Here is a 26,143-nt window from a genome sequence, read left to right on the forward strand (position 1 = left end):
TACTGCATAGGCCTCGAGATTTGTGGGGCAGCTTAGATCCATGTGGGAGCCTTGCTTGCTGGCGATAGGGGCAGCCCAGGCGACACATAAATGAAGCCTTAGTGCAAAGTCCTAGGCTCAGTGGGCATCTGTACCTGGACCAATGCGGACTCAAGCAAAGCTCGCAGCGTCTCCAGTTCATGCATCGAGGTCATCATCAAAATCGACGCAGGCGATTTGGGCTGCAGCAGCATTGCCTGATGCACGACGGTCGCCGCGCATAGTGCGTAGTCCGTGGCTTGGATCAGGGTGTCTTCAAGGCAAAGAGTTTTGTGGGGCGGATCGGGAACAATCTTGAGCATGGTGTAACTCCAACGTCGGAAAGTGGAGCTACCGCAACCTTGCTGTCAAACAAGAAGGTGGCAGCTGTACGCGGGTTGACAGACCGAGACGTTGGCACTCGGCGCACCAGAGGGTGCCCGCACGTACAGCCGCCATGAAAGCGTGCACATGAGGACAACGTCAGCGGTCTGTCAAAACCGGTCGCTGAATTGGCAGCGACGAGCCGAGACTAAAATCCACGTTGGTCATGTGCAACGAAAAACAGGCGCAGGGAGTATCTTTGGGAAATGGCCTACAAGGAAGGGGTTAATTCTGACTTTTTTTGCCCACTCACCTTCACAGCATGCAAGAGCTGACTGCTCTGTTAACAATTTGTGGCTCTCAAAAAACTTTCCACTCACAAATCCCTGTATCCAGTTATGTCGCGATGCCAACAAACGACCCAGCATGGACTTTCGCCACTCAAGCCTTGAAACTGACCCGCTCGCATCTGGACCAAGGCAGGTACGGGCCAGCCCCCTGCAACGGACGCCAAGTAACAGCCCATGGAATGCACCGAAGATGACTATCGAAGCTTTTGCCCCTTTCCAGCGCTTTGCCGCTGACCTGCTGAAGTATCTACCGGCTGACCAGCCAGATGGCTCCCACGACCTGTCCCACATCCATCGCGTATGGGTCAACGCACAACGGATACAGCGTGTAGAAGGCGGCGACCTGGAAGTGCTGCTTGCAGCGACTGTGCTGCATGATTGTGTCGCAGTAGAAAAGAACTCGCCCTTGCGTGGGCAGGCGTCAACGCTGTCCGCACAAAGGGCGGCGTCAATCCTGGCTGATATGGACTGGCCCTTGCAGCGCTTCGAGCAGGTGGCGCATGCAGTCAAAACCCACAGCTACTCGGCTGGCTTCGAACCACTCACCCTTGAGGCCAGGATTCTTCAGGACAGTGATCGCCTGGACGCCATAGGTGCAGTGGGTATCGCCCGGTGTTTTTACGTTTCCGGGCGAATGGGGTCGGCGCTGTACGATTTCGAGAACCCCACTTCGTGGGGGAGGGAGTATCAGGACAAGGCGTATGCGGTCGAGCACTTTCATACCAAGCTGCTCAAGCTTGCGTCAGGTTTTAAAACTGCTGAAGGGGCTCGGCTGGCTGCTGAGCGCCATGCTCGGCTTGAAGTGTTTCTTGCGGATTTCATGGATGAGATCGGGGCTGGCGGGGCAGGGGCAAGTGGGTAGGGTCCGAGATCTTCGGCAGTTTGTATGCGCTAAATCGGTCTCATGGAATAGCATATAACTGATTGATGTAGCAGGGGCTCTGTGGGAGCGGGCGGGCCCGCGAACACCGGCGCAGCCGGTGCCAGCCACCGCGTTAAATTCTTCGCGGGCATGCCCGCTCCCACAGGCGCCGCGTCGCGCTTGCGAGTTGAGCTCTCTGCGCGATAGCGCAAACCTAAGGGCGGGGCAATCTCTTACAGATCGTGTACTTGTCCAGACTTCCTTCTAGTTTTTCTCCACTAGCATCCAGCAGCAGGCCTGAATGATTTGGTGGCGCGTTAGAGCAGGCACACTGCGGGCGGTTCAGAAACTGGCGTTAATGCAATATTCTCTAACAAAGTGAGGTCCGGGTTTCGGAACGGTCCTACATACTGGACGAGATTTTTTTTATAGCCTCCAAGCCTTTCCCCTACAAGGAGTTGGCGAAATGGCTTACCACGGTTATATGTCAATAAAAGGCCGTAGTCGCGGGCTGATTTCCGCAGGTTGTTCCACCATTGACTCGATTGGCAATCGTTGCCAGTCTGCTCATGTCGACGAAATTATGGTGCTCTCGTTTAGCCATAACCTGTCCAATATGGGTAATGTCGAGCGAGCTACGCATCGTCCAGTTTTGATAACCAAATATATTGATAAGGCGACTCCGTTACTGGCTGAGGCATTGACCAGTCGGGAAATTCTTGAGTGTCGAATAAACCTGTATCGCATCAACGCTGGTAAGCATGAATGCTTCCTCCGAATAGACTTGAAAGATGCCATTTTAGTAGATCAGCGTATGGAGGTGCCTCACTCGGTTTTGCTGAATGCGCAAGATCCTCAAGAATACCTCGCCATTCGCTATGGTTTTATCGGCTGGCATCATTTAATTGCTAATACCAGTGGTTACGCAAGCTGGAGTGACATTCCATGAGCCGAAGCGATGCAGGCGGCGGTATGGATGACGATTTCTGGGAGGTAAGTAGCCAAGCGGCTCGGCTGACTCAATATGCATGCGAGGTGGGGGCGCACTATATAGGGGATGACATCCTTAGGGCCCGGTTTGTCCAAGAGATTGCCTACGTAGGTAAAGCAATTGTTGATGATGTAAGTGCGGGTAGGGTCTCCGCCAAAGAAGGACAAGAGGCACTTGAGCAAGAATACCTTGAACTGCTCACCCAGGTATGGGAGTACTCAAAGTTAGTGGCGGGGGTGACCGCGGGGATTTTGCAAGTACACACAGGTGCCGCGGTGTGCGGCTTTTCTCTTGGTGTCGGTTGTTTGATTGGCGGGGTGCCAATGATGCTGCATGGCGCAAACAATATTTACGAAAATGGACTGAATATATTCTTGGGGCAGAGAGGTACTGTTGGGCCTATACGAAAGGCCTACCAGAGAGTGGCTGTGGCGGCAGGCGGTACAGTGTCCGACGGAAACGTGGCTTATGGAACTTTAGATCTCGGATTGTCTGCCTATAATCTGGGTCGGTTGGTTTTGAGGCCGGGGGCCTGGAGGCTGTTTCGCTACGTAAGGGCAGATAAAACCCAGGCGTTGAAGACAATGAGCACGCATTCTATTGTTTTCGAGGTTGGTATAGACATGTTGACAGGTGAGCAGGTAAGAGTCGAATTGAGGGATAGGTGATGGCATGGTTATTCATTTTGTGTACCGTCTTCAGTGTGTGTGGTGCATTCATTTTGCGTGCCAAGTGCTCGGGGCCTCATCTCGGTTATGGGCTATTCTGTCTGTGCTTGTTATACAATATCTTCTTTGTTGTTACATACATGAGGATATTGGAGTTTCAGCAGTTTTTGTTTTTGGGATATCAGCCTGAATTCCTCAAGAAAAATATAATGGTGGGTTGGGTGGCTCTGGTGGGTGTGTTCTTACACTGTGGGGCAATGCCTACTAGGGGCGCTACGTAGAGCAACTGGGTTGCGCATGACCAGTTGACTCAGTCCAGGTTGAACGCTTCGCGGGCACACCTGCTCTCACAGGGTGCCGTGTAATGGGTTTGAAGCCCGGACCATGCCCGTCTCAGAATGGCGGCGCTACATACACAACCCGGTTTCGTCCATTCTGTTTGGCGTCATAAAGTCCCTTGTCAGCGCGTTCCAGTGCGCCATCCAGCGTTTCTCCCTTGGCAAACAGGGTGCACCCGATGCTCAGGGTTACGTTCAATTGGCCACAGGGCAACTGCATCGGGCTGGCACCCACCTGTTCGCGAATCCGCTCAGCAATGCGGGTCAGCTCTTCGCTGTCCTTCACCTGCAAAATTGCAACAAACTCCTCACCCCCATGCCGCACCACCAGGTCATCGGGGCGCAGTGCCGCGCGCAGGCGACGGGCAGTTTCGCACAGCACCTTGTCACCGCCGCCATGGCCGTACTTGTCGTTGATGGACTTGAAGTGGTCCAGGTCGGCATAAACCGCACCCAACTTTAAGCCGTTCACCTCGGCCAATCGCCGTTCATGCGCTTCAAACGCCGAGAGCGCGCCGCGGTTCCACAGTTGTGTCAAAGGGTCGAGCAGGGCTTTGCGCTGCTCGCGATCCATTTCAAGCCGCAGATCGCGGTTCACCTGGGCCAAGGTACGCAGCTGCAGATACCCCTCGGCGAGCGTGGCCAGGTCCCTGAAGTTCGCTTGCTGAGCCTCGCTGAGCACGCGCGGGCGCGGGTCGAACATGCACAGCGTACCGATGGCTTTACCGTTGCCGGCGCGCAAGGGGTGGCCGGCGTAAAAGCGGATGTAGGGCGCGTTCAGCACGAGCGGGTTGTCGACGAATCGTTCGTCGCAGAGGGCGTCGGGCACCGTCAGGGTGTCCTCGCCGAGAATGGCGTAGCCGCAGAACGAAACACTGCGCGTCGTCTCGCTTGCCTCAAGGCCTATGCGGGCCTTGAACCACTGCCGGTCCTGGTCGATCAGGCTGATCAGCACAGTGTCCACATGGGCCAGGTCCTGGGTGAGCCGCACCAGGGTATCCAGGTAATGCTCGGCTGGCGTGTCGACCAGGTTCATGTCGTCGAGCGTGCGCTGGCGCAGCGCTTCGTCAGCGGGCAAGGGGCAAGCTGGCATTGTGGGTCCTCCGTTCCTTGGTTGGCTTGGGTACCTGGCGGGTGCGCGGGCTGTATACCGTCGAAACAAGCACAGCATAGGCCATGGCGTGATGCACGGTCGGCCGACAATTTCTTGCCGGGAGTGTGATTTCTTTCGCTCGATCTTCGTCAAGGATGCTACCCCTTAGCCGTCGTCTGGGGACTGATACAGGGCCTTCCATGCAAACGCTGTTGAACGAGATTCTCGAAGAAGTACGTCCCTTGATCGGCAAGGGCAAAGTGGCTGACTACATTCCCGCGCTGGCCGATGTGCCGGCGAACCAGCTGGGCATCGCGGTCTATGGCAACGATGGCAGCTATTACTGTGCAGGCGACGCGCTGGTGCCGTTCTCGGTGCAGAGTATTTCCAAGGTGTTCAGCCTGGTGCAGGCGATCGGGCACTCCGGGGAAGCCATTTGGCAGCGGCTTGGCCATGAGCCTTCCGGCCAGCCGTTCAACTCGCTGGTGCAGCTGGAGTTTGAACGCGGTCGGCCGCGCAACCCCTTTATCAATGCGGGTGCGTTGGTGATCTGCGATATCAACCAGTCGCGCTTCGCTGCACCCACGTTGTCTATGCGCGATTTCGTGCGGCGGCTATCGGGCAATCCGCACATCTCGATCGATGCTCGCGTTGCCGATTCGGAGTATCAGTTCCGTGCGCGTAACGCGGCCATGGCCTACCTGATGCAGTCGTTCGGCAACTTCCATAACGAGGTGGAAACGGTACTGCGCAGCTATTTCAGCTATTGCGCGCTGCAGATGAATTGCCTGGACCTGGCCCGGGCGTTCTGTTTCCTGGCCAATGATGGGTTCTGCAAGCACAGCGGTGAGCAGATTCTGACCCGGCGCCAGACCCAGCAGGTGAACTCGATCATGGCCACTAGCGGGTTGTATGACGAAGCAGGGAATTTCGCCTATCGGGTGGGGTTGCCGGGCAAGAGTGGCGTGGGGGGCGGGATTGTGGCGATCGTGCCGGGGCAATTCACCGTGTGCGTGTGGTCGCCGGAGTTGAATGCGGCGGGTAACTCCCTGGCCGGGATGGCGGCGCTCGAACTGCTCAGTTCGCGGATCGGCTGGTCGGTGTTCTGATCGGCGGGCCCGGTGGCTGAGGTAGGCCCGGTCGATACCTCAGCTTGTCGGGTCTTGCCCCAGTACCTTGGCCAGGGCCACGCGGGCATCTTCAAGCTGTACCAGTGAAGCATGCCGCGCGCCCAGCGCGTCGCCGTTCTGGATGGCAGTCAGAATCGCCTTGTGCCGGGGCAGGGCGAGTTCGTCGAAATTCGCCCGCTGGTTGGAGTAGCGCACCGACTCGCGCAGCGCCATCGACAGCATGTTGCACAGGTAGGCCAGCAGGTCGTTGTGGGTGGCGTCGGCGATGCGGGCGTGGAAGTCCAGGTCCGGTTGCAGGCGTTCTTCGTGGTTGCGTGCGGCTTCCATGCGTTGGTAGGCCTCGGCGATCGAATCGACGTCGTCGGCGCTGGCGTTGGTGGCGGCCAGTGCGGCGGCGGCGGGTTCGATGACCCAGCGTACGCTGCTCAGCATGTTGAAGAATTCCTGTTGCGGTGTGGCCTGCATCAGCCAGTGCAGCACGTCCGGGTCGAGCATGTGCCAGTCATGGCGCGGCCGAACCAGGGTACCCACCCGCGGGCGGGCCTCGATCAGGCCCTTGGCGGTAAGGGCGCGCATCGCCTCGCGGAACACCGGCCGGCTGATCGCGTAGGCTTCGCACAGGCTGGCCTCGGAAGGCAGCTTCTGCCCGGGTGCGAGTTGGCCGGATACGATCTGTACGCCAAGGTCCTGGACCAGGGTGGCGTGCATGCTCTTGCGCGTGGTGGGTTGGCGGTAGTTCATGTGGGGCGGGGCGGATCCTTCGGGCGGGGGCAGCATCATAGCATTAGCGCGTCGACGCGGTGCATGGCACCGGCTGCGCCGGTGTTCGCGGCTGAAGCCGCTCCTACAGGTACCGCGTGAGCCTGAAGCCTGCGCCGTCCCTGTGGGAGCGGGTTCACCCGCGAAGCAGGTGACGCGGTGGATGGCACCGGCTTTGCCGGTGTTCGCGGCCACGGCCGCTCCCACAGGTACCGCGTGAGCCTGAAGCCTGCGCCGTCCCTGTGGGAGCGGGTTCACCCGCGAAGCAGGCGACGCGGTGGATGGCACCGGCTACGCCGGTGTTCGCGGCTAAAGCCGCTCCTACAGGTACCGCGTGAGCCTGAAGCCTGCGCCGTCCCTGTGGGAGCGGGTTCACCCGCGAAGCAGGCGACGCGGTGGATGGCACCGGCTGCGCCGGTGTTCGCGGCTGAAGCCGCTCCTACAGGTACAGCGTGAGCCTGAAGCCTGCGCCGTCCCTGTGGGAGCGGGCGCGCCCGCGAAGCAGGCGACGCGGAGGATGGCACCGGCTGCGTCGGCGATGGGCTGCGCAGCAGCCCCAATGACGCTAAACGACAGGCTTCAGGCCTTAGTGCGAGTGCTTGGGCACCGCCGCCCCGCGGCATCCGACCAGGAAGTCGAAGTCACAACCCTCATCGGCCTGCATGACGTGGTCCAGGTACAGCTTGGCGTAACCACCGCTGATCAACTGCGGCGGGGCTTGCAGGTCGGTCAGGCGGCCGGCCAGTTCCTCGTCGGAAATGTCCAGGTGCAGCCGGCCTTCCTTGCAATCCAGCTCGATCCAGTCACCTTCGCGCACGGCAGCCAACGGCCCGCCAGCTGCCGCTTCCGGCGCCACGTGCAGCACCACGGTGCCGTAGGCGGTGCCGCTCATGCGGGCATCGGAAATACGCACCATGTCGGTCACGCCCTGGGCCAGCAGCTTGGCCGGCAGGCCCATGTTGCCGACCTCGGCCATGCCCGGGTAGCCCTTGGGCCCGCAGTGCTTCATCACCAGCACGGAACTGGCATCCACATCCAGCTCGGGGTCGTTGATGCGTGCCTTGTAGTCGTCGAAGTTCTCGAACACCACGGCGCGGCCACGATGCTGCATCAGCGCCGGGGTGGCGGCCGAGGGCTTGAGCACGGCGCCCTTGGGCGCCAGGTTGCCGCGCAGGATACAGATGCCGCCATCGGCCACCAGCGGCTTGTGGATCGGGCGGATCACCTCTTCGTCGTACAGCGGCGCGGCCTGGCAGTTGTCCCACAGGCTCTTGCCGTTGGCCGTCAGCGCGGCAGGGTTGGGCAGCAGGCCGTTTTCGCCCAGGCGGCGGATGACCGCAGGCAGGCCGCCGGCGTAGTAGAACTCTTCCATCAGGAAACGGCCCGAAGGCTGCAGGTCGACCAGGGTTGGCGTACCGCGGCCGATGCGGGTCCAGTCTTCCAGCTGCAGGTCCACGCCGATGCGCCCGGCAATGGCCTTCAGGTGAATCACCGCGTTGGTCGAGCCACCGATGGCGGCGTTGACGCGGATGGCGTTCTCGAAGGCTTCGCGGGTGAGGATTTTCGACAGGCGCAGGTCTTCGCGCACCATGTCGACAATGCGCATGCCCGACAGGTGGGCCAGCACGTAACGGCGTGCATCCACCGCCGGGATGGCGGCGTTGTGCGGCAGCGAGGTGCCCAGCGCTTCGGCCATGCAGGCCATGGTCGAGGCGGTGCCCATGGTGTTGCAGGTACCTGCCGAGCGCGACATGCCGGCCTCGGCCGAGAGGAACTCGTTGAGGTCGATCTGGCCGGCCTTGTAGGCCTCGTGCATCTGCCAGACGATGGTGCCGGCGCCAATGTCCTTGCCTTTGTGCTTGCCGTTCAGCATCGGCCCGCCGGTAACCACGATCGCCGGCACGTCACAGCTCGCCGCGCCCATCAGCAGCGCCGGGGTGGTCTTGTCGCAGCCGGTCAGCAGCACCACGGCGTCCACCGGGTTGCCACGGATCGCTTCCTCCACATCCATGCTCGCCAGGTTGCGGGTAAGCATGGCGGTGGGGCGCAGGTTGGACTCGCCGCTGGAGAACACCGGGAACTCCACCGGGAAGCCGCCAGCCTCCAGCACGCCCTTCTTGACGTGTTCGGCAATCTTGCGGAAATGCGCGTTGCACGGGGTCAGCTCCGACCAGGTGTTGCAGATGCCGATGATCGGCTTGCCCTGGAATTCGTGGTCCGGAATACCCTGGTTCTTCATCCAGCTGCGGTACATGAAACCGTTCTTGTCGGCGGTGCCGAACCATTGGGCGGAGCGCAGTGGGCGTTTGCTATCAGACATGGGAACACCTAATTAGTATTACTATTTGTCGTTGTGCGATCGACTGTACTGATAAAAATGGTCTCTGTGAAGGCTTGTTGGCTCAATTAGTAATACTATAAGTTCATTCACCCAGGTCAGAGGTCTGCCAAAAAGTCCCCGGCCAGGTGCTGTACCCATTACAAGAACAATTGGAGACATCGCCATGATTCAGGAGCAGCGGCTCGTCCGCCTGATCACACTGAAACTCATCCCTTTTCTGGTACTGCTTTACCTGGTGGCCTATGTCGACCGTTCCGCGGTGGGCTTCGCCAAGCTGCACATGGGCGCCGACATCGGCCTGGGTGACGCGGCCTACGGCCTTGGCGCCGGGCTCTTCTTCATTGGTTACTTCCTGTTCGAGGTGCCGAGCAATCTGTTGCTCGACCGCTTTGGCGCGCGCCGCTGGTTCGCCCGCATCCTGGTCACCTGGGGCGCGATCACTGTCGGCATGGCCTTCGTTACCGGGCCCAACGGTTTCTACGTGATGCGCTTTCTGCTGGGGGCGGCCGAGGCGGGCTTCTTCCCGGGCGTGCTGTACTACATCACCCAGTGGTACCCGGTGCGCCATCGCGGCAAGATCCTCGGCTTCTTCATCCTCTCCCAGCCGCTGGCAATGCTGATCACCGGGCCGCTCTCGGGCGCGCTGCTGGGGCTCGATGGCATCTACGGCCTGCATGGCTGGCAATGGCTGTTCATCTGCATCGGTACCCCCGCGGTGCTGCTGGCCTGGCCGACCCTGCGCCTGCTGCCAGACAGCCCGGCCAAGGTGCGCTGGCTCAGCGACGAACAGCGCAGCTGGCTGCAGGAACAACTGGCCAACGACCTGCGCGAGTTCGGCCAGACCCGCCATGGCAATCCGTTGCATGCCCTGAAGGACAGCCGGGTGCTGTTGCTGGCGCTGTTCTACCTGCCGGTGACCCTGAGCATTTACGGCCTGGGCCTTTGGCTGCCCACGCTGATCCACCAGTTTGGCGGCAGTGACCTGGTCACCGGTTTCGTTTCGGCCGTGCCTTACCTGTTCGGCATCATCGGCCTGCTGATCGTGCCGCGCAGCTCCGACCGCCTGAACGACCGCTATGGCCACCTGGGCCTGCTGTATGCCCTGGGTGCGATCGGCCTGTTCTTCAGTGCCTGGCTTAGCGTGCCGGTCATGCAGCTGGCAGCGCTGTGCCTGGTGGCATTCGCGTTGTTCTCCTGCACCGCCATCTTCTGGACCTTGCCGGGCCGGTTCTTCTCCGGGGCCAGCGCCGCAGCCGGCATCGCCTTGATCAACTCGATCGGCAACCTCGGCGGCTACCTGGGCCCGTTCGGTATTGGCGCGCTCAAGGAGCACACCGGGCAACTTTCGTCGGGGCTGTATTTCCTGGCCGTGGTGATGCTGTTCGGGCTGTTGCTCACCGGGGTTGTCTACAACCGCCTGGAGCGCCGCCAGCGCCTGGCTTCCACGCGGGCAGCCGAAGCCTCCCGCTAATTTTCGCAACCGAGAAGCGAGCACAAACATGCGATTGATCCAATTTGAAACCGCCACCGGCGAGCGCTGCGTGGGCGTGGTGGAAGGCGATTACGCCCTGCAGGTGCAGGGCGCTGGCAGCACCCGCGAGCTGGCCCTGCAAGCCATTGCCGCCGGCCGTGACCTGGCCGCTGAAGTGCAGGCTGCCGGCCTGGGCGAGCGCCACGACTACCTGGCCCTGCTGGCCGAAGGCCGCGTGTTGCCACCACTGGACCACCCGGACCCGGCGCACTGCCTGGTCACCGGCACCGGGCTGACCCACCTGGGCAGCGCCGCAACGCGCGACAAGATGCATCAGCAGCAGGCCGAAGGCGCGGTGACCGACAGCATGCGCATGTTCCAGTGGGGCCTCGATGGCGGTCGGCCGCCGGCAGGCGAGGAGGGTGCGCAGCCGGAGTGGTTCTACAAGGGCGACGGTGGCATCGTCGTGCGCCCTGGCGCCGACCTGCCGCTGCCGGCGTTCGCCGAGGATGCCGGCGAGGAGCCAGAGCTGGTCGGGCTGTACCTGATCGGTGCCGACGGCACGCCTTACCGCCTTGGCTATGCGTTGGGCAACGAGTTTTCCGACCATGTGATGGAGCGGCGCAACTACCTGTACCTGGCCCATTCCAAGCTGCGCGCCTGCAGCTTCGGCCCAGAGCTGCGCCTGGGTGCGCTGCCGGCCCACCTGGAAGGCACCAGCCGCATCCTGCGCGGCGGCCAGGAGCTGTGGCGCAAGCCGTTCCTGTCGGGCGAGCAGAACATGTGCCACAGCTTCGAGAACCTGGAATTCCACCACTTCAAGTACACCCAGTTCCTGCGCCCCGGCGATATCCACGTGCATTACTTCGGCACCGCCACGCTGTCGTTCGCCGACGGCATCCAGGCGCGCCCGGGCGACACCTTCGAAGTCAGCCTCGACGCGTTCGGCCAGCCGCTGCGCAATGGCATTGCCGCCGCGCCTGGGCAGGTTCGCCCCGGGGTGGTGAAAAGCCTTTGAGCAGTCAGGCGAGCAGTGTGTCGGGTTCGCCCGCGTACCTGTGGGAGCGGCTTTAGCCGCGAAGGGCCCGGCGCGGTGCATGGCACCGGCTACGCCGGTGTTCGCGGCTGAAGCCGCTCCCACAGGGGCCCTGCTGACATGGCGGGGCATGTGCACTCCATGGCTGACATGAACCTTTGAATCTTCTTTCCTCATTACAGGAGCCAACCATGACCGGAAGCAACTTCATTGGCGGCCAGCGCAGCGCTGCCGGCAGCGTGCGCCTGCAAAGCCTCGACGCGCGTACCGGCGAAGCCCTCCCGCAGGCCTTTGCCCAAGCCACCCCGGAAGAAGTGGACGCCGCCGCGCAGGCTGCCGAAGCGGCCTTCGCCGAATACAACGCCCTGGCGCCGCAGCGCCGTGCGCAGTTCCTCGATGCCATTGCCGACCAGCTGGATGCGCTGGACGACAGTTTTGTCGCCACCGTGTGCCGCGAAACCGCACTGCCGGCCGGGCGCATCCAGGGCGAACGCGCGCGCACCAGCAACCAGATGCGCCTGTTCGCCTCGGTGCTTCGTCGTGGCGACTACCTGGGGGCTCGCATCGACCGTGCCCAACCCCTGCGTCAACCGCTGCCGCGCCCCGACCTGCGCCAGTACCGTACCGGCGTCGGCCCGGTAGCCGTGTTCGGCGCCAGCAACTTCCCGCTGGCCTTCTCCACCGCTGGGGGTGATACCGCCGCGGCGCTGGCCGCCGGTTGCCCGGTGGTGGTGAAGGCGCACAGCGGCCACATGGCCACTGCCGAACGGGTGGCCGAGGCCATCGAGCGGGCAGTGGTGGCCACCGGCATGCCCGCGGGCGTGTTCAACATGATCTACGGTGCCGGTGTCGGCGAAGCGCTGGTGCGCCACCCGGCTATCCAGGCCGTGGGCTTCACCGGTTCGCTCAAGGGCGGCCGTGCGCTGTGCGAGCTGGCGGCGGCGCGGCCGCAGCCGATTCCGGTGTTCGCCGAAATGAGCAGCATCAACCCGGTGCTGGTCTTGCCTGCGGCCTTGCAGGCCAGGGGCGAGCAGGTAGCCAGGGAGCTGGCCGGTTCGGTGGTGCTGGGCTGCGGGCAGTTCTGCACCAACCCCGGGCTGGTCATCGGTATTGCCGGCGAAGCGTTCAGCAACTTCCTGGCGGCCCTTGGTGCGCAGCTGGCCGACCAGCCCGGGCAGACCATGCTCAATGCCGGTACATTGCGCAGCTATGCCCAGGGCGTGCAACGCCTGCACCAGCACCCGGGCGTGCGTCATCTGGCCGGCGCCGACCAGGCTGGCGACCAGGCGCAGGCACAGCTGTTCCAGGCGGATGTGAGCCTGCTGCTTGACGGTGATGCGTTGCTTCAGGAGGAGGTGTTCGGGCCGGCCACGGTGGCCGTGGCGGTGGCCGACGAAGCCGAACTGCGCCGCGCGCTGCAAGCCTTGCACGGGCAGCTGACGGCAACGCTGATTGCCGAGCCACAAGACCTGCAGCGCTTCGCCGCGCTGGTGCCGCTGCTGCAGCGCAAGGCCGGGCGCCTGCTGGTCAATGGTTACCCGACCGGTGTCGAAGTGTGCGATGCCATGGTGCATGGCGGGCCATACCCGGCCACGTCCGATGCCCGTGGGACCTCGGTCGGCACCTTGGCCATCGACCGCTTCCTGCGGCCGGTGTGCTACCAGGACTACCCGGATGCGCTGCTGCCCGACGCCCTGAAAAATGCCAACCCGCTGGGCCTGCAACGCCTGGTCGACGGCCAGCACAGCCGCGAGGCGCTGGCCTGACGCCTTGAGCGCCGACGTTGTACCGCTGCACCCCGCCCGGGCAGGCCCGGGCGGGTTGTCAGATATGCGGCCAGAGCGCCAGCAGCAGTCCACCAGCGATAAGCAGGGCGCCACTGTAGCGGCGCCAGGCCGCGCCCAACCGCAACACTTTCTCCGCCAGAACCAGCATCGCCAGCGCGGCCATGCCCCACAGGCTCATGGCGCCAACCACCAGCAGCACCAGCATCAGCGCCCAGCAGCAACCGATGCAGTACAGGCCATGCTGCAATCCCAGTCTCCAGGCGCCGCCAAGGCCCGGGCGTACATGATGCTGAAGAAAGAACAGCGGGCTCTGGCAATGCTCCAGGCAAGCGGCCTTGCCCTGGCTCATCTGGTAGCCACCGGCCAGCAGAAGCAGTAGCGCACCCATGAGCGGTGGCAGGCGCAGGGTCATGGGATCGAGCCAGCCAAGCCATTCGCCAAGGGCCTGCAGCAGGGTCATCAGCAGGGCGAAGCCACACCAGAGCAGCGCATAGGCCGCGCAGAACAGTAGCAGCTTGAATGGGCCGGCGCTGTCGCGCAGCAGGCAGCGTCGGTAAAGCAGGAACACCGGCAGGGCAGCCGGCAGCATCATCGCCTGCATCATCGCCAACCACATCAGCAGGGTCAGCGCGCCCTGGCGCGACCACCAGGCGGTGGGTGGCATCTGCATCTCGCCCATTGCCGCCATGGTCGTTGCCTGCTCGACGTGCCACCACCAACCCAGCGCGCTGATCATCAGCACCAGCGCGCCGGTCAGCAGCGCACCCGGGGCTGGCCAGCGACTAGCCGCGGATGATGCCATTTGGCCCCATATCCAGGTCGTAGAGCATGGCGTTGCGCCCGGCATAGTCCAGCTTCACCGCCCCGGAGCAGTTGAAGGTGGCGCTGGCGCAGTCCGTCTCGCCGAACTCGAAGCCCTCTGGCAGCACCAGCCTGGCCCGGTGCACCGATCCGTCCACGGGGTTGCGGATCGGCTCGGCCCGGCCATCCAGCACCCCGGGCACGTGGATGCTGGCGGTCAGTGCGGCGCGGTCGGTGTGCACCTCAACCGGCACGAACTGCGGTGCGTGCATGGTCTGCACCGTGCTGGCGAAAATGGCGAAGAAGGCCGTGGGTTCCTGCTCCTGGCCGCTGAGAATGGTCAGCAATGCCTGGCGCTGGGCATCACTGGCGCGTTCATCGATAAAGGCCTGGCATTGCCCACCGCCCTCGTGGATGGGCCCAGGCCAGGCGAAGGTGCAGGCCACATTCAAGCCGGCCAGCGACACCTCGTCGAAGTACCCCTCCTCGATGTGATAGCCCACTGCCGCTTCGCAAGTGCCATGGGTGGGCAAGGCATTGAACTGGCAGGGGCAGCCATAATCGCAGTTGCAAAGGTCGACCCCTGCGCCGCGCAATCGCCAATCGACATAGGCCATGATCCTATCCTCGCAAACAAGTGCCACTTGTTAGTTTAGTTCCGGATCATGCCGCCATATTTAGATAGATTCGGCATCTGACACGGGCCGTATAAAACCACTGCTTCAAAGCATCGGCCTTCTCAGTCAGATGGGGCAGTGCGGGATTCGCGGTCAATATCCTCCGGCCAATGAACCTTGGGTGCCAGCCAATGCATGTGGCTCAGGCCATCGTCATCGTTCCAGTCACGGGGTGGGTGTACGAACTTCGGCAGGGCTTCGGGGCCTTGCTGCATGAATAGTCGGGCGATGGCCCAGTAGGCTTCGCCTTGGTACAGGTCATAGGTGAAGAACACACGGTCGATGACTTCGTTGGTTTCCGGGTTGCGGATCGACAGCATGACGTTTTCGATCAGGCCACCGTGGCCGGGGGCGTAGACTCGGTAGACTTCGGCGGTTACATCGTCCCAGTTGTAGGCGACCGGTTTGACGCCCCAGCGTTTGTGGCTGAAGATGAAGATACGGTCATATCGAAACTCATAAATATATATTTTTTGGCGTAGTCGATTGAAGCGAATTGGCTCGTCTCTAGGGGCAACCAGATCAAGCCTGACGTAGGCAGTCAAAGCCCATAATGCTACCGGAAGAAGAGCTATTGATATGTTTGTAATCCAGTCGCGCGGCCAACTGCCATGCAAAAGGATCCAGTATAAGTAAAGCGTAATTCCTAAAGCAAATAGCAAGCCCGGAACCCCAATCAAAAATATAACACCTCGAAGGATGGTGCTGCTCCGTGGTAACTCGAGATATACATGATCGAAATAATTGGGTGCCGGCTTGACACTCGCCCATACGCTCCGCCATTTTGGCACTTCATCCACCTTGGGAAGGTCATGGCTCCAGCCTAAAGCACGCTCCCACAAAACTTTACCATCACGCTTCACTCGTTAATCTCCCTGACACAAATCTCAAAGTACCCACTTGGCATCTAGGCAGAGCGTGTAGCAGCTTGCCGTAGGGCCTGGCTGTGCAGGGGCCTTGCGGGAACAGTGAGGCTGCCGCAACCTACGGCAGCCTATAACTTCTAGGCCCGGGGGCATCGGCCCTCTCATTCAGATGGGGCAGTACGGGACTCACGGTCAATGTCCTCCGGCCAATGAACCTTGGGTGCCAGGCAATGCATGTGGCTCAGGCCATCGTCGTCGTTCCAGTCACGCGGTGGGTGCACGAACTTCGGCAGGGCTTCGGGGCCTTGCTGCATGAATAGCCGGGCGATGGCCCAGTAGGCTTCGCCGTGGTAGAGGTCGTGAGTGAAGAACACGCGGTCGATGACTTCGTTGGTTTCTGGGTTGCGTACCGACAGCATGACGTTCTCGATCAGGCCGCCGTGGCCGGGGACGTAGACTCGGTAGACTTCGGCGGTAACGTCGTCCCAGTTGTAGGCGACCGGTTTGACGCCCCAGCGTTTGCGACTGAAGATGAATATGCGGTCATATCGAAACTCATAAATATATATCTTTTGGCGAAGTCGATTGAAGCGGATAGGTTCGTCTCTAGGAGCAACCAGATCAAGTTTAATGTAAGGAATCAAAGACCATGATAGTGCTGGGGTGATAATTGCCACTGACAAGCTCATCAGCCAATCGTCACGCAAAAAACTCCAGTACATGTAAAGAGTTATTCCAAGAAGAAGGAGCAAACCTGCAGCACCGATTAGGAATGTCAAGCCTCGAAGGATGCTACTGCTCCGTGGCAACTCTAGAAACACATCATCGAAATAGTTAGGGGCCGGTTTTACGCTCGCCCACCCAATTCGCCATTTTGGCACTTCGCCCACCTTCGGCAGGTCATAACTCCAGCCCAAAGCACGCTCCCACAAAACTTTACCATCACGCTTCACTCGTTAACCTCCCTGACACAAATCTCAATGTACCCACTTGGCAAGCTCCGATCCGGCCAGTACATCACCAACAGCGTAGCTGCCAGGATCGTGTGCTTTCCTATAGTCGCCATGAGCGATATCGAGCCAGAAATCTCTAACTGACAGAGTCCGGTAGGGTAAGGTTTTCGCTTCTCGCTGATTGAATAATTGCGGTCGTGGTCGGGTATTCGCGGTGATGTAAAGCTCGAAAATGAAGAGGACGGTGATAGAGGCTCTTCAGTGTTCGCAAAAAAATTGCCCGAAGCAATAGTTTCCCCGCCAACGTAATCAGGGTGATTGCCGTCACCGTGACGATGTACAATCAATTTCCAGCGATATCCCGAGGATCGCTCATCGTACATAGGCAGTGTGATCAAGAATCTTAGCTTTCTAATTATTTCGGCGCTAATCAAGCCGCCGATTTTCGGAAGACCTGGATCAGTTGCCAAGAGCGATTCAAAATTCAACTTTGCCTTAGTGCCTAGTGTGGCGGCATTGAGTTCGGCAAACGCGATATCCGCATGTTCTGGTACATTCCAATGGATGATCGGTATTTCGTCTGCTTTTCCAAAGCAGCACCGCCTTACCCAGCGTTCCAAATCAGTTGATTCATTTTCCTGAGCCAGTTTGCTTAGTTGATAAGCAGCAAGCGTGAAGGCAATCGCCAGCCCCAGCGGACCGACAACCAAGGGTTGGAGTACCGCAAGACTAAACGCTACAGCGCCAGAGCCATACAAGAGGGATGACAAAAGATGTTGGTTCCTCGCTGTTTCATCACCCGCAGAGGCGGTTCGTCTGGTCGCATTAATTGCCTGGGCCGCATCAAAGACCCCTGCAACCGCACTCACCAAAGCACCAAGCCTTATCAAGGCCTCCCCTGTGGCTGCTACACCCTTTGCTCGTGGCAAATTCAGTGGACTAGCACTTGATCTCAAAATGAGCCCAACCAGTTCGACTTGCCCTCCCAATAGGCCCAACTGGGATCCTTGCAACGCCAACCTGGCCTCAAACGCCTTGGGCCCAATCTCCGTTTCCGCCTTTTCCTGATTCCTGCCCAGGCTGTCCTGCTGCAGATACAACCCGCCTATCGCCAGCAGGACCTCCCAGCTGCCAGCAATCCCGCGTAACCCGGAAAAACCGGTTCTAACCAATCGGGCCGTCTGCTGCGATGTGATCTTCATCCCCTGCAACAGCTTCCGCGCATCGGCTTCCAACGTCCCCGCCGCCACCGAGATATCCACCAAGGCAAGCTGCGCCGCGCTGCTCGCCTGGGTTACCTCCATGCTGGCCTCCTTGAACAACCGCCCATGCACTTCCTCGGCCTTGCCCTCGACCCACACCGTCACGCTGATCATCGTATTGGTGAACCGCGGGTCGAGCATTGCAAGGCTCATCAAGCCATGCTGGATGATCGGCCGCACCTTGCGCATGGCCTTCATCGAGCCAAACTCGAAGTCATCGATATTGCGGCGCATCCGGTCCCGCGCCTCAGCGATCGACGCGTTGGCCTTGTGCTGCAACTCCCGGAGGTGGGCGCTCTGCAAGGCGTAGTACTCGCCCAGCTTCATCTTCACTTCCAGCTCGATCAGGTGGACGCCGTTGTAGAGAAACTGCGTGGCACTGTTCAAATGCCGCACAGCCTTCTGAATACCTGGCGACAGACATGGCGCCAGCCGCTGACTGGCCGCATTGACCGCACCCTGCGTTTCAGCAATGGCCTGTTTGAGGGTATTGCGCGTGCGCAAGCCGGCGTCATCGCTGGCGATGATCTTGCTCAGCATGCCGTAAAGCTTGTCGCTGTCGTTCCAGTTGATCGCTTCTGTGGCGGAGAAACTGGGCAACAGCCCGGCCAGCAGTGCCTGGTCGCGCATCAGCAAGGCGCGGTAGGGCGGGCTGTCAGGGTCCTGCAGCCATTTCAGCCAGAGCAGTTCGCTGGTGCCGGAAGCGGGAACATGCGGTTCAAGGCGGGGGACGACAGCTTCCGTAACGCCGCCGCCCAGGCACAGGGCCATGGTCTTGGCGTAGGCCACCCCGGACTCACGATCATTACCGTCATAGTCGTATGCCTCGGCCACCTTGAACATGGGCGTATCGAACAAGGCAACGTACGCCTGGGCGTCCTTGTCGATGTAACGCTGAAACTCACGTTCCTGCTGCTCATATTCATCCTGGAACGCGGCCCGCTGCGGTTCGTGGTAGCGCTCTTCAAGCCGCTCGTCACTCTCCTGCTGTGCACGCTCGACCAACAGCTGCCGCTCGACTGCCGGGTCGGTGAACACCGGCGGCCCATCACCCGTCATCGGTTCCAGCGACGGCACCTTCTGCGCCGCCCATTCCCTGTGCGTGGCGCGAATGATCTGCAGGATCTGCGAGGTCTGCAGCTGATAGGCGCGCATCGGTTCTTCACGCCAGGCCTGACGCTTCAGTACCCAGTTCAGGCGCTGATGGTTGTACTCCTGAATCAGCCCGACAGTGTCGTCGAGCACCACTGCCAGCACGCCGTTTTCCAGCTGGTGCCGGTTGATCGCATTGACCAGATAGCCGCGCAGGGCGAACCGGCGCAACCAGCGGCTGTGGAAGCCATGCGCACTGTCGAAGGGGGCACAGCCATGCTGGGCATATTCGAACACCTGCTGGTCGACCCCAAGCTTATCGGGCGTCATGGCGATGCCCAGCAGTTCGGGATTGTTGCGGGCCTGAATCAGGTCCAGGTCCTCGAAGCGATGCGCAGGCGACGCGCCGCTCTTGTAGGCGTTCAGCACGCTCACCGGCCAGGCGTCACTGGAAAAGGCCAGCCAGGCGCTGGTGTACCTGCCGGTATCGAGGTTGAGAAAGGCCGAAGGAATGTCGTGATCTGCGTTCACGCATTTTTCGGGCAGCGGCGAAGGCGGGCCGTCTGGCGGCTCGTAGGGGTTGAAGCGGCGCAGATGTCCCTGCTCGCTGACGGCATAGGCATGCCAGACCTGCTGGTCGAGCAGCACATACAGGAAGCCCCTGCGCAAGGTGCGCAAGCCGATCTTTGTCGAGATATGCCGGTTATCCGCCACGGTGGAGACACACTCGGGGCGGGTATCGGGCACCAGGGCGCGGCGCAGCGGCAGGATCGGCAGGCCCTGGCGCTCGCAGAACATGCACTGGTCATGCGGCAGCCCGGCTTCGGCGATCGCGAGGGCAATACGTTGGCTGATGGTCATGAGCGATCCTCGTGTTGGACAGGTCCTTGTCGACCCCTGAACACTAACGGGGAATCGCTTTCCAGAGAGGCTTTGGGCTTCCCAAAACCTTGTAGGAAACGTCTCTGAATAATGGTTTAGCTCTATATGGGGGGCATGATCGGTACCCCGGCCTTTTGCGCCACCTGTCGAACCCAAGGCACTGCTGGTGGCCGTTTTCCGTCCGATCTGTGTGCGCGATCAACGCGCAAACCCAGGAGAACGTCCATGGCAAACGATCAGAATGACCCCGGCCTCGAGCAAACCGAATCCCAGCCCGGCAGCGGTGACGGAGAGGTCCCGCTACCTTCGGATGACGAAGGCCCGATCGAGGAGGAGATGGAGGACGTGCAGGCCAACAATTCGGTTTCTGCCGAGCACCCGCAGCCTCGCTGACGGGATTTGGCCGGAACGAATGCGGTTCACATCTTTCTTGCGAGGTATGCAGCGATGAGCCCCAACCCGAATGCACAAGGCGGCACGAACCCGGAAATGCCCACTTCACCCGACCCGGCCGTTGACCCCGACCGCCCGACCATACCCGACCCTGATGACGACCCGCTCATGAACGAAGAGGAGGGTGGTGATTGGCAGGAGGAAGACAACTTGGCTGATGACGGCCGGCAGAGCGTGGAGCAGCCTGCGGTAGACCTGGATCAGCGCAGGGAATGACCATTGATAGGGCAGGGCCCTGTGGGAGCGGGTTTACCCGCGAAGAATCCGACACGGTGTATGGCACCGGCTGCGCCGGTGTTCGCGGGCATGCCCGCTCCCACAGGTACTGTGGCTGCCTTGAAGGTTATGGTGATCCTGTTGGAGCGGGCATGCCCGCGAAGAATCCAACTCGGTGTATGGCACCGGCTGCGCCGGTGTTCGCGGGTGAACCCGCTCCCACAGGTACTGTGGCTGCCTTGAAGGTTGTGGTGATCCTGTTGGAGCGGGCATGCCCGCGAAGAATCCAGCGCGGTGGCTGGCACCGGCTGCGCCGGTGTTCGCGGGTGAACCCGCTCCCACAGGTACTGCATCTGCCTTGAAGGTTGTAGTAATCCTGTAGGAGCTGGCTTGCCTGCGATGGGCTGCGCAGCAGCCCCCTGGCATGCTCGCCGGCGTATCACCCCCGTCGCAACGCAGCCGCCAGCCCCACTGTCAGGACCACGGCACAAAGCATGGCCAGGCTTATGGCAATTGCGACACCCCAGGCATCGAGCAGCCCCGCCAATACCAGATAAAACGCAATCACCCCCACCGCCCCGATCGCATTGCCCCGCACCATCGCCGCCATTCCGGCACGGCCAGTCTGCACATGGGCGAACACCACCAGCGGCCAGGCAATCACCGGGATCGGCGCCAGCATTCCGCTGGTCGCCGGGCCCAGCCAGTTGGCCAGGCTTGTGGTGACCATCAGCAACGAAGTGGCAGACACCATGCGCAGAGGGATTTCCCAAAATCGATGCCGGGGCCGGACCAGGGTGTCCGGCCTGGGCTCGCGGCCGCTGGCGCGTATCAGCACGCCGATCAGCACCAGCGCCACGGCAATCGACAGGTACAGGTTGCCCCCGTGGGTAAACGCGTAGGCCGCGACGCCATAGAACAGCATCGCCAGCAATACAGCCCAGCCGATGCCGAGCCTGCGTGTGGCGAAAAGGTAGAAGGTGTACGTGGCCTGCACCGCCGCCAGGCCGCCCAGCGCGCCGGGCACCGCACCCAGGGCAAAGGCCGTGCCCTGCTCCAGGCACAGGAAGGTCATTACCAAGGCCGAAGTGATCGGCAGGCCGGACAGCAACCCACCGAGCAGGCCGCCCCAGCGACGCGAGGCGAGGGAGATGGCCCACATCAGGAGCGGGGTGGCGATCAGCTTGAGGTAGAACAGGGTCATCGCAGGGCTATCCATATGTGCGAAAGGTGCGCCCGCCGTAGGCATTGGATAGGGCGCAGATGAATCAACCGCGGCTGGCCTCCAGCGCCTGGGTCAGGTCGGCGATGATATCGTCGCTGTGCTCGATGCCGATCGACAGGCGCACCATGTCCCGTGGCACGCCGGCCTTTTCCAGCTCCTCGTCATTGAGCTGGCGGTGGGTGGTAGAGGCAGGGTGGCAGGCCAGCGACTTGGCGTCGCCGATGTTCACCAGGCGCACCACCAGCTGCAACGCATCGATGAAGCGCGCACCGGCCGCCTGGCCGCCCTTGATGCCGAACGACAGGATCGACGCTGGTTTGCCGCTGGTGTAGCGCTGGGCCAGTTCATGCTCGGGGTGGTCAGGCAGCCCTGCATATTTCACCCACGCTACCTGCTCGTGGGCTTGCAGGTAACGGGCGACCTTCAGCGCGTTCTCGGTGTGGCGCTCCATGCGCAAGGCCAAGGTTTCCAGGCCTTGCAGGATCAGGAAGGCGTTGAACGGCGACAGCGCCGCGCCAGTATTGCGCAATGGCACCACGCGGCAGCGGCCGATGAAGGCGGCGGGGCCGAAGGCTTCGGTGTAGGTGACACCATGGTAGGACGGGTCGGGGGTGTTGAGCAGGGCGAAGCGCTCCTTGTTGTCCGCCCAGGGGAACTTGCCGGAGTCGATGACGATGCCGCCGATGCTGGTGCCGTGGCCGCCGATGTACTTGGTCAGCGAGTGCACGACGATATCGGCACCGTGCTCGAACGGCCGGCACAGCACCGGGGTGGCCACGGTGTTGTCGACGATCAGCGGCACACCATGGCGGTGGGCGGCCTCGGCCAGCGCGGCGATGTCGACGATATTGCCGGCAGGGTTGCCGATGGACTCGCAGAACACCGCCTTGGTGCGCGAATCGATCAATGCCTCGAGGGCATCGATGTCGTCGTGGGCGGCGAAGCGGGTGTGGATGCCCATGCGTGGCAGGGTGTGGGCCAGCAGGTTGTAGGTGCCGCCGTACAGCTTGGCTACCGAGACAATATTGTCGCCGGCCTCGGCGACGGTCTGGATGGCGTAGATGATGGCCGCCATGCCCGAGGCCACCGCCAGCGCGCCAACCCCGCCCTCCAGGGCGGCCATGCGCTGCTCTAGCACGTCGTTGGTGGGGGGAGGGTGTGGGTCAAGGGTGAACGCGCGATGGGCTGCTCGACAACAGCCCATCGCGTTCAAGGGCGCGTTAGAACATTGTAAATGGCGCGCCGGTGCAGCATGGCCCCGCCATGCCAACCGCTACAGCATTCGCACCATCTCCCAGAACGATGCCGCCACCCCGGTAATGCTTTCCCCGGCAATCAGCCCCGCTGCGGCCGTGATCGCAAACCGCTCTGTAACGCTCGGCCAACGGCAACCGACCAGCCAGGTAACCACCGCGCCGAGCCCCATCATCATGCTGATCGATGCCGGCAGTATGAACGCCAGCCCCAGTGCGCCGGTACTCGGCAGCCAACGCGCCACCCATTGCGGCAGCAGGCTGTCCAGCGTGCCCAGTATTACGCCTGCCGCGCTGCCGGCCACGATCGCCCAGCGCAGCTCCGGCGACAGCGCCCCCAGCCCCTGCATCAGGGTCTGGGCCACGGCCTTCCAGGTCGCCACGGCCGGTGCGGGCCATTGCTCGGTGAGCAGCAGGGTCTGCGGATCGGGAATCAGCACCAGGTACACCAGCACGCCCGCCACGCTGCCGATGAGGATGCCCAGGCACTGTGCAATCAGTTGTTTGTGTGGCGTGGCGCCGATCGCCTGGCCAACCTTGAAGTCGTTCATCAGGTCGGTGGCTTGCCCGGCTGCGCCGCCGGCAGTGTTGGCGCTCATCAGGTTGATGGCCACCTGGCCCGGGGCGACCAGGCCAAAGCTCAGCTGCGACAGCTTGCCGATGGCGCCGATCGGCGCAATACCGGTGGCGCCGACCACGCGCGCGGCGACCACCGCAAGGCATATCGCCAAGGGAATGCTCAACAGCGCCATCCACCAGTCGATGCCGAACAGCAACGCCTGTAACGCCACCACAAGCGCAATGGACAATAGCAGCCCGCACGCAGGTGCCAGGGGAAACCGCCCACGGGCGTGCGCTGCCCGACTTGCCAGCGGGGCGGTGGGCCTTTGCCGGGGCATTTGCAACAGGCGGACCGACAATGACGTCAGGGTTGCGCATACCATCAGGCTGACGCCCGGCCACAACAGCCATTCCACCAGGGCGGCGAACTGTGGGCCGCTGGCGTTCGGGGCCAATACCACCAGGGCATGGTCGATCAGCCACGGTGCCAGCCCGCCCCAGGCCAGCGCGGCGCCGAACAGCAGCGTCAGGCCCACGCGGATGCCGATGATGCCGCCGAAGCCGACCAGCATCAGCGAAGGGTCGAGCGTGAAGGTCAGGCGCTCGAGCACAGGCGAGGGTGCCCAGCGCGGTATCGCCCAGACGAACCCGTCAATCCACTTCACCAGCCCCGACAGCAACGCGGCGCTGCACAGCACCTTTATCCGCATCATGGCTTCGTGGCCGTGGCGGTAGATCTGCTGCAATGTCTCCAGGGTCGCCATGCCCTCAGGGAACTTCAGGCCATGGTCATCGAGCAGGGCGGGGCGCAGATACCAGGCGATCCAGATGCCCAGGAAGCTCACGGAGAACACCCAGGCCATCATCGGCAGCGGGTCCAGCTGGTGACCGGTGAGCAGGGTATAGGCGGGGATCGGCGCTACCAGCCCGCCAGAAACGATGGAAGCGGCGGCCGAGGCCACTGTCTGGTTGATGTTGCTTTCGTGCAACGTCCATGCGGGCCGGCCCTTGCTGCGCCCCGCCAGGCCCTGCCACAGGGTGAAGCCGACCAGCAAGGCGATGATCGACATGTTGAACGACCAGCCGATCCGAAGGCCCGCGTATACATTCGAGGGTGTCAGCAGAATGCCCAGCACTACGCCGGTGAGCACCGCCCGCGGGCTCAGTTCACGTTCGATGCGAACCTGGGGAGGGGCGGTAGACGGGGCAGGTCTCATGGCAATCCCTTGTCGGAGTGGTAAGCGGGCTTTGCACAACTGAACCACTGATGCCACAAAGGTTCACTGTCGCTTCTGGTTGAGAAAGGTGTCCAGCAACAGCCCGGAAGTGCTAGCGGCAACACCGTCGGGTCTCAAGAAAAGTGCTGTGCACAGGGGCTTGCTTTTGCTGACATTGCCGAATCAAGAGAGATTAGTTAAGTTATCTAAATTCGATAACTTTCCTAAACTCGGTATAAGTCATGGACCCGATCGCTAATCCCTATTCTCCGGGAGCAGGTGCGCCGCCGCCGGCATTGGCTGGTCGCGACGCATTGCTCAAGCAGGTAAGCATCGCAATCGCCCGCATTCGCCGGGGCCGAGCGGCGAAGAGCGTGCTGATGGTCGGCTTGCGCGGCGTGGGTAAGACTGTACTGCTGGAAAAAATGCGCATTGAAGCCGAAGCCGAGGGCGTTCATGCCATACGCATGGAGGCGCCGGAAAACCGTTCGCTACCCGCGTTGTTGGCGCCTCAACTGCGCTTGGCGCTGCTTCGCCTGAGCCGGGTGGAAGCGGCTCGGGACCTGGCTCAACGGGGGTTGCGAGCCCTTGCCGGTTTTGCAAAGTCGTTGAAGGTTGCCTATGCGGACATAGAAGTAGGCCTGGACCTGGAGCCGGAACCTGGCTTGGCTGATAACGGTGACCTGGAAGGCGACCTGGCGACCTTGCTCGAGGAGGCCGGCAAGGCCGCACAGCGCGCCGACACGGCGCTGGTGATGTTCATCGACGAGTTGCAGTACGTTGCCGAAGATCAGTTGGCCGCGTTGATTACAGCCTTGCATCGCTGTGCCCAGGGCCAGTTACCTGTCACGCTGGTTGGGGCTGGCCTGCCTCAATTGCGCGGCCGTTGTGGCAACGCGAAATCCTATGCGGAGCGACTGTTCGATTTCCCTGAGATCGGCCCGCTTGCTCCTGAGGCCGCAAGGTTTGCGGTAGTGCGGCCTGCAGAAGATGAAGGCGTGGAATTCGAAGAGGCGGCGCTGGAAAGTGTGCTGGCACATTCACAGGGCTATCCGTACTTCCTGCAGGAGTGGGGCAAGCATTCATGGGATGTAGCCTCGCAGAGCCCCATCACCAGCGCTGATGTCGAAACCGCTTCAGAGCAGGCGATTGCCACACTGGATGAGAGCTTCTTCCGGGTGCGCTTTGACCGCCTTACGCTTGCGGAAAAGAAGTACCTGCGTGGCATGGCGGATCTGGGGGCCGGCCCTCATCGTTCTGGTGATATCGCGGCCAGCCTGGCGCGGAAGGTTTCCACGCTCGCACCACTGCGCAGTGCATTGATCGAGAAAGGGATGATCTACAGCCCGAACCACGGTGATACGGCGTTCACTGTGCCGCTTTTCGATGAGTTCATGCGGCGTATCATGCCGGGCGATGATTGGCGGATGGGCTAGCCTGCTTTACAGGCATGCAAGCCGCAATCACAGGCAACGGTCCTCGGCCGGGACGCAAAAGCGTACACGGCGCGAGCGCAC

21 protein-coding genes and 1 pseudogene are annotated in these 26,143 nt (G+C 61.7%); 10 read left to right on the forward strand and 12 right to left on the reverse strand.

The features are described from left to right. Positions 1–98: 98 nt before the first annotated feature. Positions 99–341, reverse strand: coding sequence for a hypothetical protein (locus RR51_RS23285; RefSeq protein ID WP_039614809.1), 243 nt, complete (start codon positions 339–341; stop codon positions 99–101). A gap of 541 nt (positions 342–882) precedes the next feature. Here RR51_RS23285 and RR51_RS23290 point away from each other — a divergent pair. From RR51_RS23290 to RR51_RS23300, 3 genes are all read left to right on the forward strand, one after another. Continuing rightward, the gene (locus tag RR51_RS23290; RefSeq protein ID WP_039614810.1) at positions 883–1,554 is read left to right on the forward strand and encodes an HD domain-containing protein; all 672 of its coding nucleotides are present in this window, start codon (positions 883–885) and stop codon (positions 1,552–1,554) included. A 466-nt stretch (positions 1,555–2,020) separates the two neighbouring features. Beyond that, a complete protein-coding gene (locus RR51_RS23295; protein WP_039614811.1) occupies positions 2,021–2,503 on the forward strand; it encodes an Hcp family type VI secretion system effector in 483 nt (160 codons plus the stop codon). Beyond that, positions 2,500–3,213, forward strand: a complete 714-nt coding sequence (locus RR51_RS23300) for a DUF4225 domain-containing protein (RefSeq protein ID WP_052261093.1) — start codon at positions 2,500–2,502, stop codon at positions 3,211–3,213. The genes RR51_RS23295 and RR51_RS23300 overlap by 4 nt, the downstream gene beginning before the upstream one ends. A 393-nt stretch (positions 3,214–3,606) precedes the next feature. Here the strand turns inward: RR51_RS23300 and RR51_RS23310 are convergent, their stop codons facing one another. Next, positions 3,607–4,644, reverse strand: coding sequence for a GGDEF domain-containing protein (locus RR51_RS23310; protein WP_039614812.1), 1,038 nt, complete (start codon positions 4,642–4,644; stop codon positions 3,607–3,609). A gap of 200 nt (positions 4,645–4,844) precedes the next feature. Between RR51_RS23310 and glsB the strand changes: the two genes are divergently transcribed. After that, complete coding sequence (gene glsB / locus RR51_RS23315; protein ID WP_013972011.1) at positions 4,845–5,753, forward strand: glutaminase B; 909 nt, start codon at positions 4,845–4,847, stop codon at positions 5,751–5,753. A gap of 39 nt (positions 5,754–5,792) precedes the next feature. Here glsB and RR51_RS23320 read toward each other — a convergent pair whose 3' ends face one another. Further along, positions 5,793–6,515 (reverse strand): FadR/GntR family transcriptional regulator, encoded by a 723-nt coding sequence (locus RR51_RS23320; protein ID WP_024086746.1) that lies wholly within the window; start codon positions 6,513–6,515, stop codon positions 5,793–5,795. A 604-nt stretch (positions 6,516–7,119) separates the two neighbouring features. Next, positions 7,120–8,853 (reverse strand): IlvD/Edd family dehydratase, encoded by a 1,734-nt coding sequence (locus RR51_RS23325; protein WP_039614813.1) that lies wholly within the window; start codon positions 8,851–8,853, stop codon positions 7,120–7,122. 184 nt (positions 8,854–9,037) lie between these two features. Here RR51_RS23325 and RR51_RS23330 point away from each other — a divergent pair, with 184 nt between their 5' ends. The 3 genes from RR51_RS23330 to RR51_RS23340 all read left to right on the forward strand — a co-directional run bounded on the left by RR51_RS23330 (position 9,038) and on the right by RR51_RS23340 (position 13,147). Then, on the forward strand, positions 9,038–10,345 hold the full coding sequence (locus RR51_RS23330; RefSeq protein ID WP_024086748.1) for an MFS transporter: 1,308 nt from the start codon (positions 9,038–9,040) through the stop codon (positions 10,343–10,345). Positions 10,346–10,373: 28 nt separating this feature from the next. After that, positions 10,374–11,363: an AraD1 family protein gene (araD1, locus tag RR51_RS23335; protein ID WP_039614814.1), complete on the forward strand. Its 990-nt coding sequence runs from the start codon at positions 10,374–10,376 to the stop codon at positions 11,361–11,363. Positions 11,364–11,572: 209 nt separating this feature from the next. After that, positions 11,573–13,147 carry an aldehyde dehydrogenase (NADP(+)) gene (locus tag RR51_RS23340; RefSeq protein WP_039614815.1) on the forward strand — a complete coding sequence of 525 codons (1,575 nt, stop codon included), beginning with the start codon at positions 11,573–11,575 and terminating at the stop codon, positions 13,145–13,147. A 58-nt stretch (positions 13,148–13,205) separates the two neighbouring features. Here the strand turns inward: RR51_RS23340 and RR51_RS23345 are convergent, their stop codons facing one another. The 5 genes from RR51_RS23345 to RR51_RS23365 form a co-directional block, all read right to left on the reverse strand. Continuing rightward, positions 13,206–13,970, reverse strand: coding sequence for a DUF2182 domain-containing protein (locus RR51_RS23345; protein ID WP_039614816.1), 765 nt, complete (start codon positions 13,968–13,970; stop codon positions 13,206–13,208). Beyond that, on the reverse strand, positions 13,951–14,586 hold the full coding sequence (locus RR51_RS23350) for a DUF1326 domain-containing protein (protein WP_013972018.1): 636 nt from the start codon (positions 14,584–14,586) through the stop codon (positions 13,951–13,953). Before RR51_RS23350 ends, RR51_RS23345 begins: the two co-directional genes overlap by 20 nt. A gap of 122 nt (positions 14,587–14,708) precedes the next feature. Then, positions 14,709–15,509, reverse strand: a complete 801-nt coding sequence (locus RR51_RS31630) for a DUF6708 domain-containing protein (RefSeq protein ID WP_236693298.1) — start codon at positions 15,507–15,509, stop codon at positions 14,709–14,711. Positions 15,510–15,673: 164 nt separating this feature from the next. Beyond that, positions 15,674–16,465 carry a DUF6708 domain-containing protein gene (locus tag RR51_RS31635; protein ID WP_236693299.1) on the reverse strand — a complete coding sequence of 264 codons (792 nt, stop codon included), beginning with the start codon at positions 16,463–16,465 and terminating at the stop codon, positions 15,674–15,676. Beyond that, positions 16,462–19,680, reverse strand: coding sequence for a T6SS effector BTH_I2691 family protein (locus tag RR51_RS23365; RefSeq protein ID WP_039614818.1), 3,219 nt, complete (start codon positions 19,678–19,680; stop codon positions 16,462–16,464). Before RR51_RS23365 ends, RR51_RS31635 begins: the two co-directional genes overlap by 4 nt. A gap of 246 nt (positions 19,681–19,926) precedes the next feature. Between RR51_RS23365 and RR51_RS31330 the strand changes: the two genes are divergently transcribed. Beyond that, positions 19,927–20,094: a hypothetical protein gene (locus tag RR51_RS31330; protein WP_023660823.1), complete on the forward strand. Its 168-nt coding sequence runs from the start codon at positions 19,927–19,929 to the stop codon at positions 20,092–20,094. Positions 20,095–20,190: 96 nt separating this feature from the next. Then, a complete protein-coding gene (locus RR51_RS23370) occupies positions 20,191–20,370 on the forward strand; it encodes a hypothetical protein (RefSeq protein WP_169775263.1) in 180 nt (59 codons plus the stop codon). Between the two features lie 439 nt (positions 20,371–20,809). Here RR51_RS23370 and RR51_RS23375 read toward each other — a convergent pair whose 3' ends face one another. The 3 genes and pseudogenes from RR51_RS23375 to RR51_RS23385 form a co-directional block, all read right to left on the reverse strand. Continuing rightward, positions 20,810–21,574, reverse strand: coding sequence for a hypothetical protein (locus tag RR51_RS23375; RefSeq protein WP_039614819.1), 765 nt, complete (start codon positions 21,572–21,574; stop codon positions 20,810–20,812). A 64-nt stretch (positions 21,575–21,638) separates the two neighbouring features. Then, positions 21,639–22,745: pseudogene (locus RR51_RS23380) on the reverse strand (bifunctional O-acetylhomoserine aminocarboxypropyltransferase/cysteine synthase); the annotation flags it as partial. Positions 22,746–22,868: 123 nt separating this feature from the next. Further along, entirely contained in the window at positions 22,869–24,626 is a 1,758-nt protein-coding gene (locus RR51_RS23385; protein WP_039614820.1) for an OPT family oligopeptide transporter, read from the reverse strand. 242 nt (positions 24,627–24,868) lie between these two features. Between RR51_RS23385 and RR51_RS23390 the strand changes: the two genes are divergently transcribed. Next, on the forward strand, positions 24,869–26,062 hold the full coding sequence (locus tag RR51_RS23390; protein ID WP_039614821.1) for an ATP-binding protein: 1,194 nt from the start codon (positions 24,869–24,871) through the stop codon (positions 26,060–26,062). Positions 26,063–26,143 lie beyond the last annotated feature (81 nt).

Origin of the sequence: Pseudomonas sp. C5pp (genome assembly GCF_000814065.1) — a bacterium.
Classification (GTDB): Bacteria; Pseudomonadota; Gammaproteobacteria; order Pseudomonadales; family Pseudomonadaceae; genus Aquipseudomonas; species Aquipseudomonas asiatica.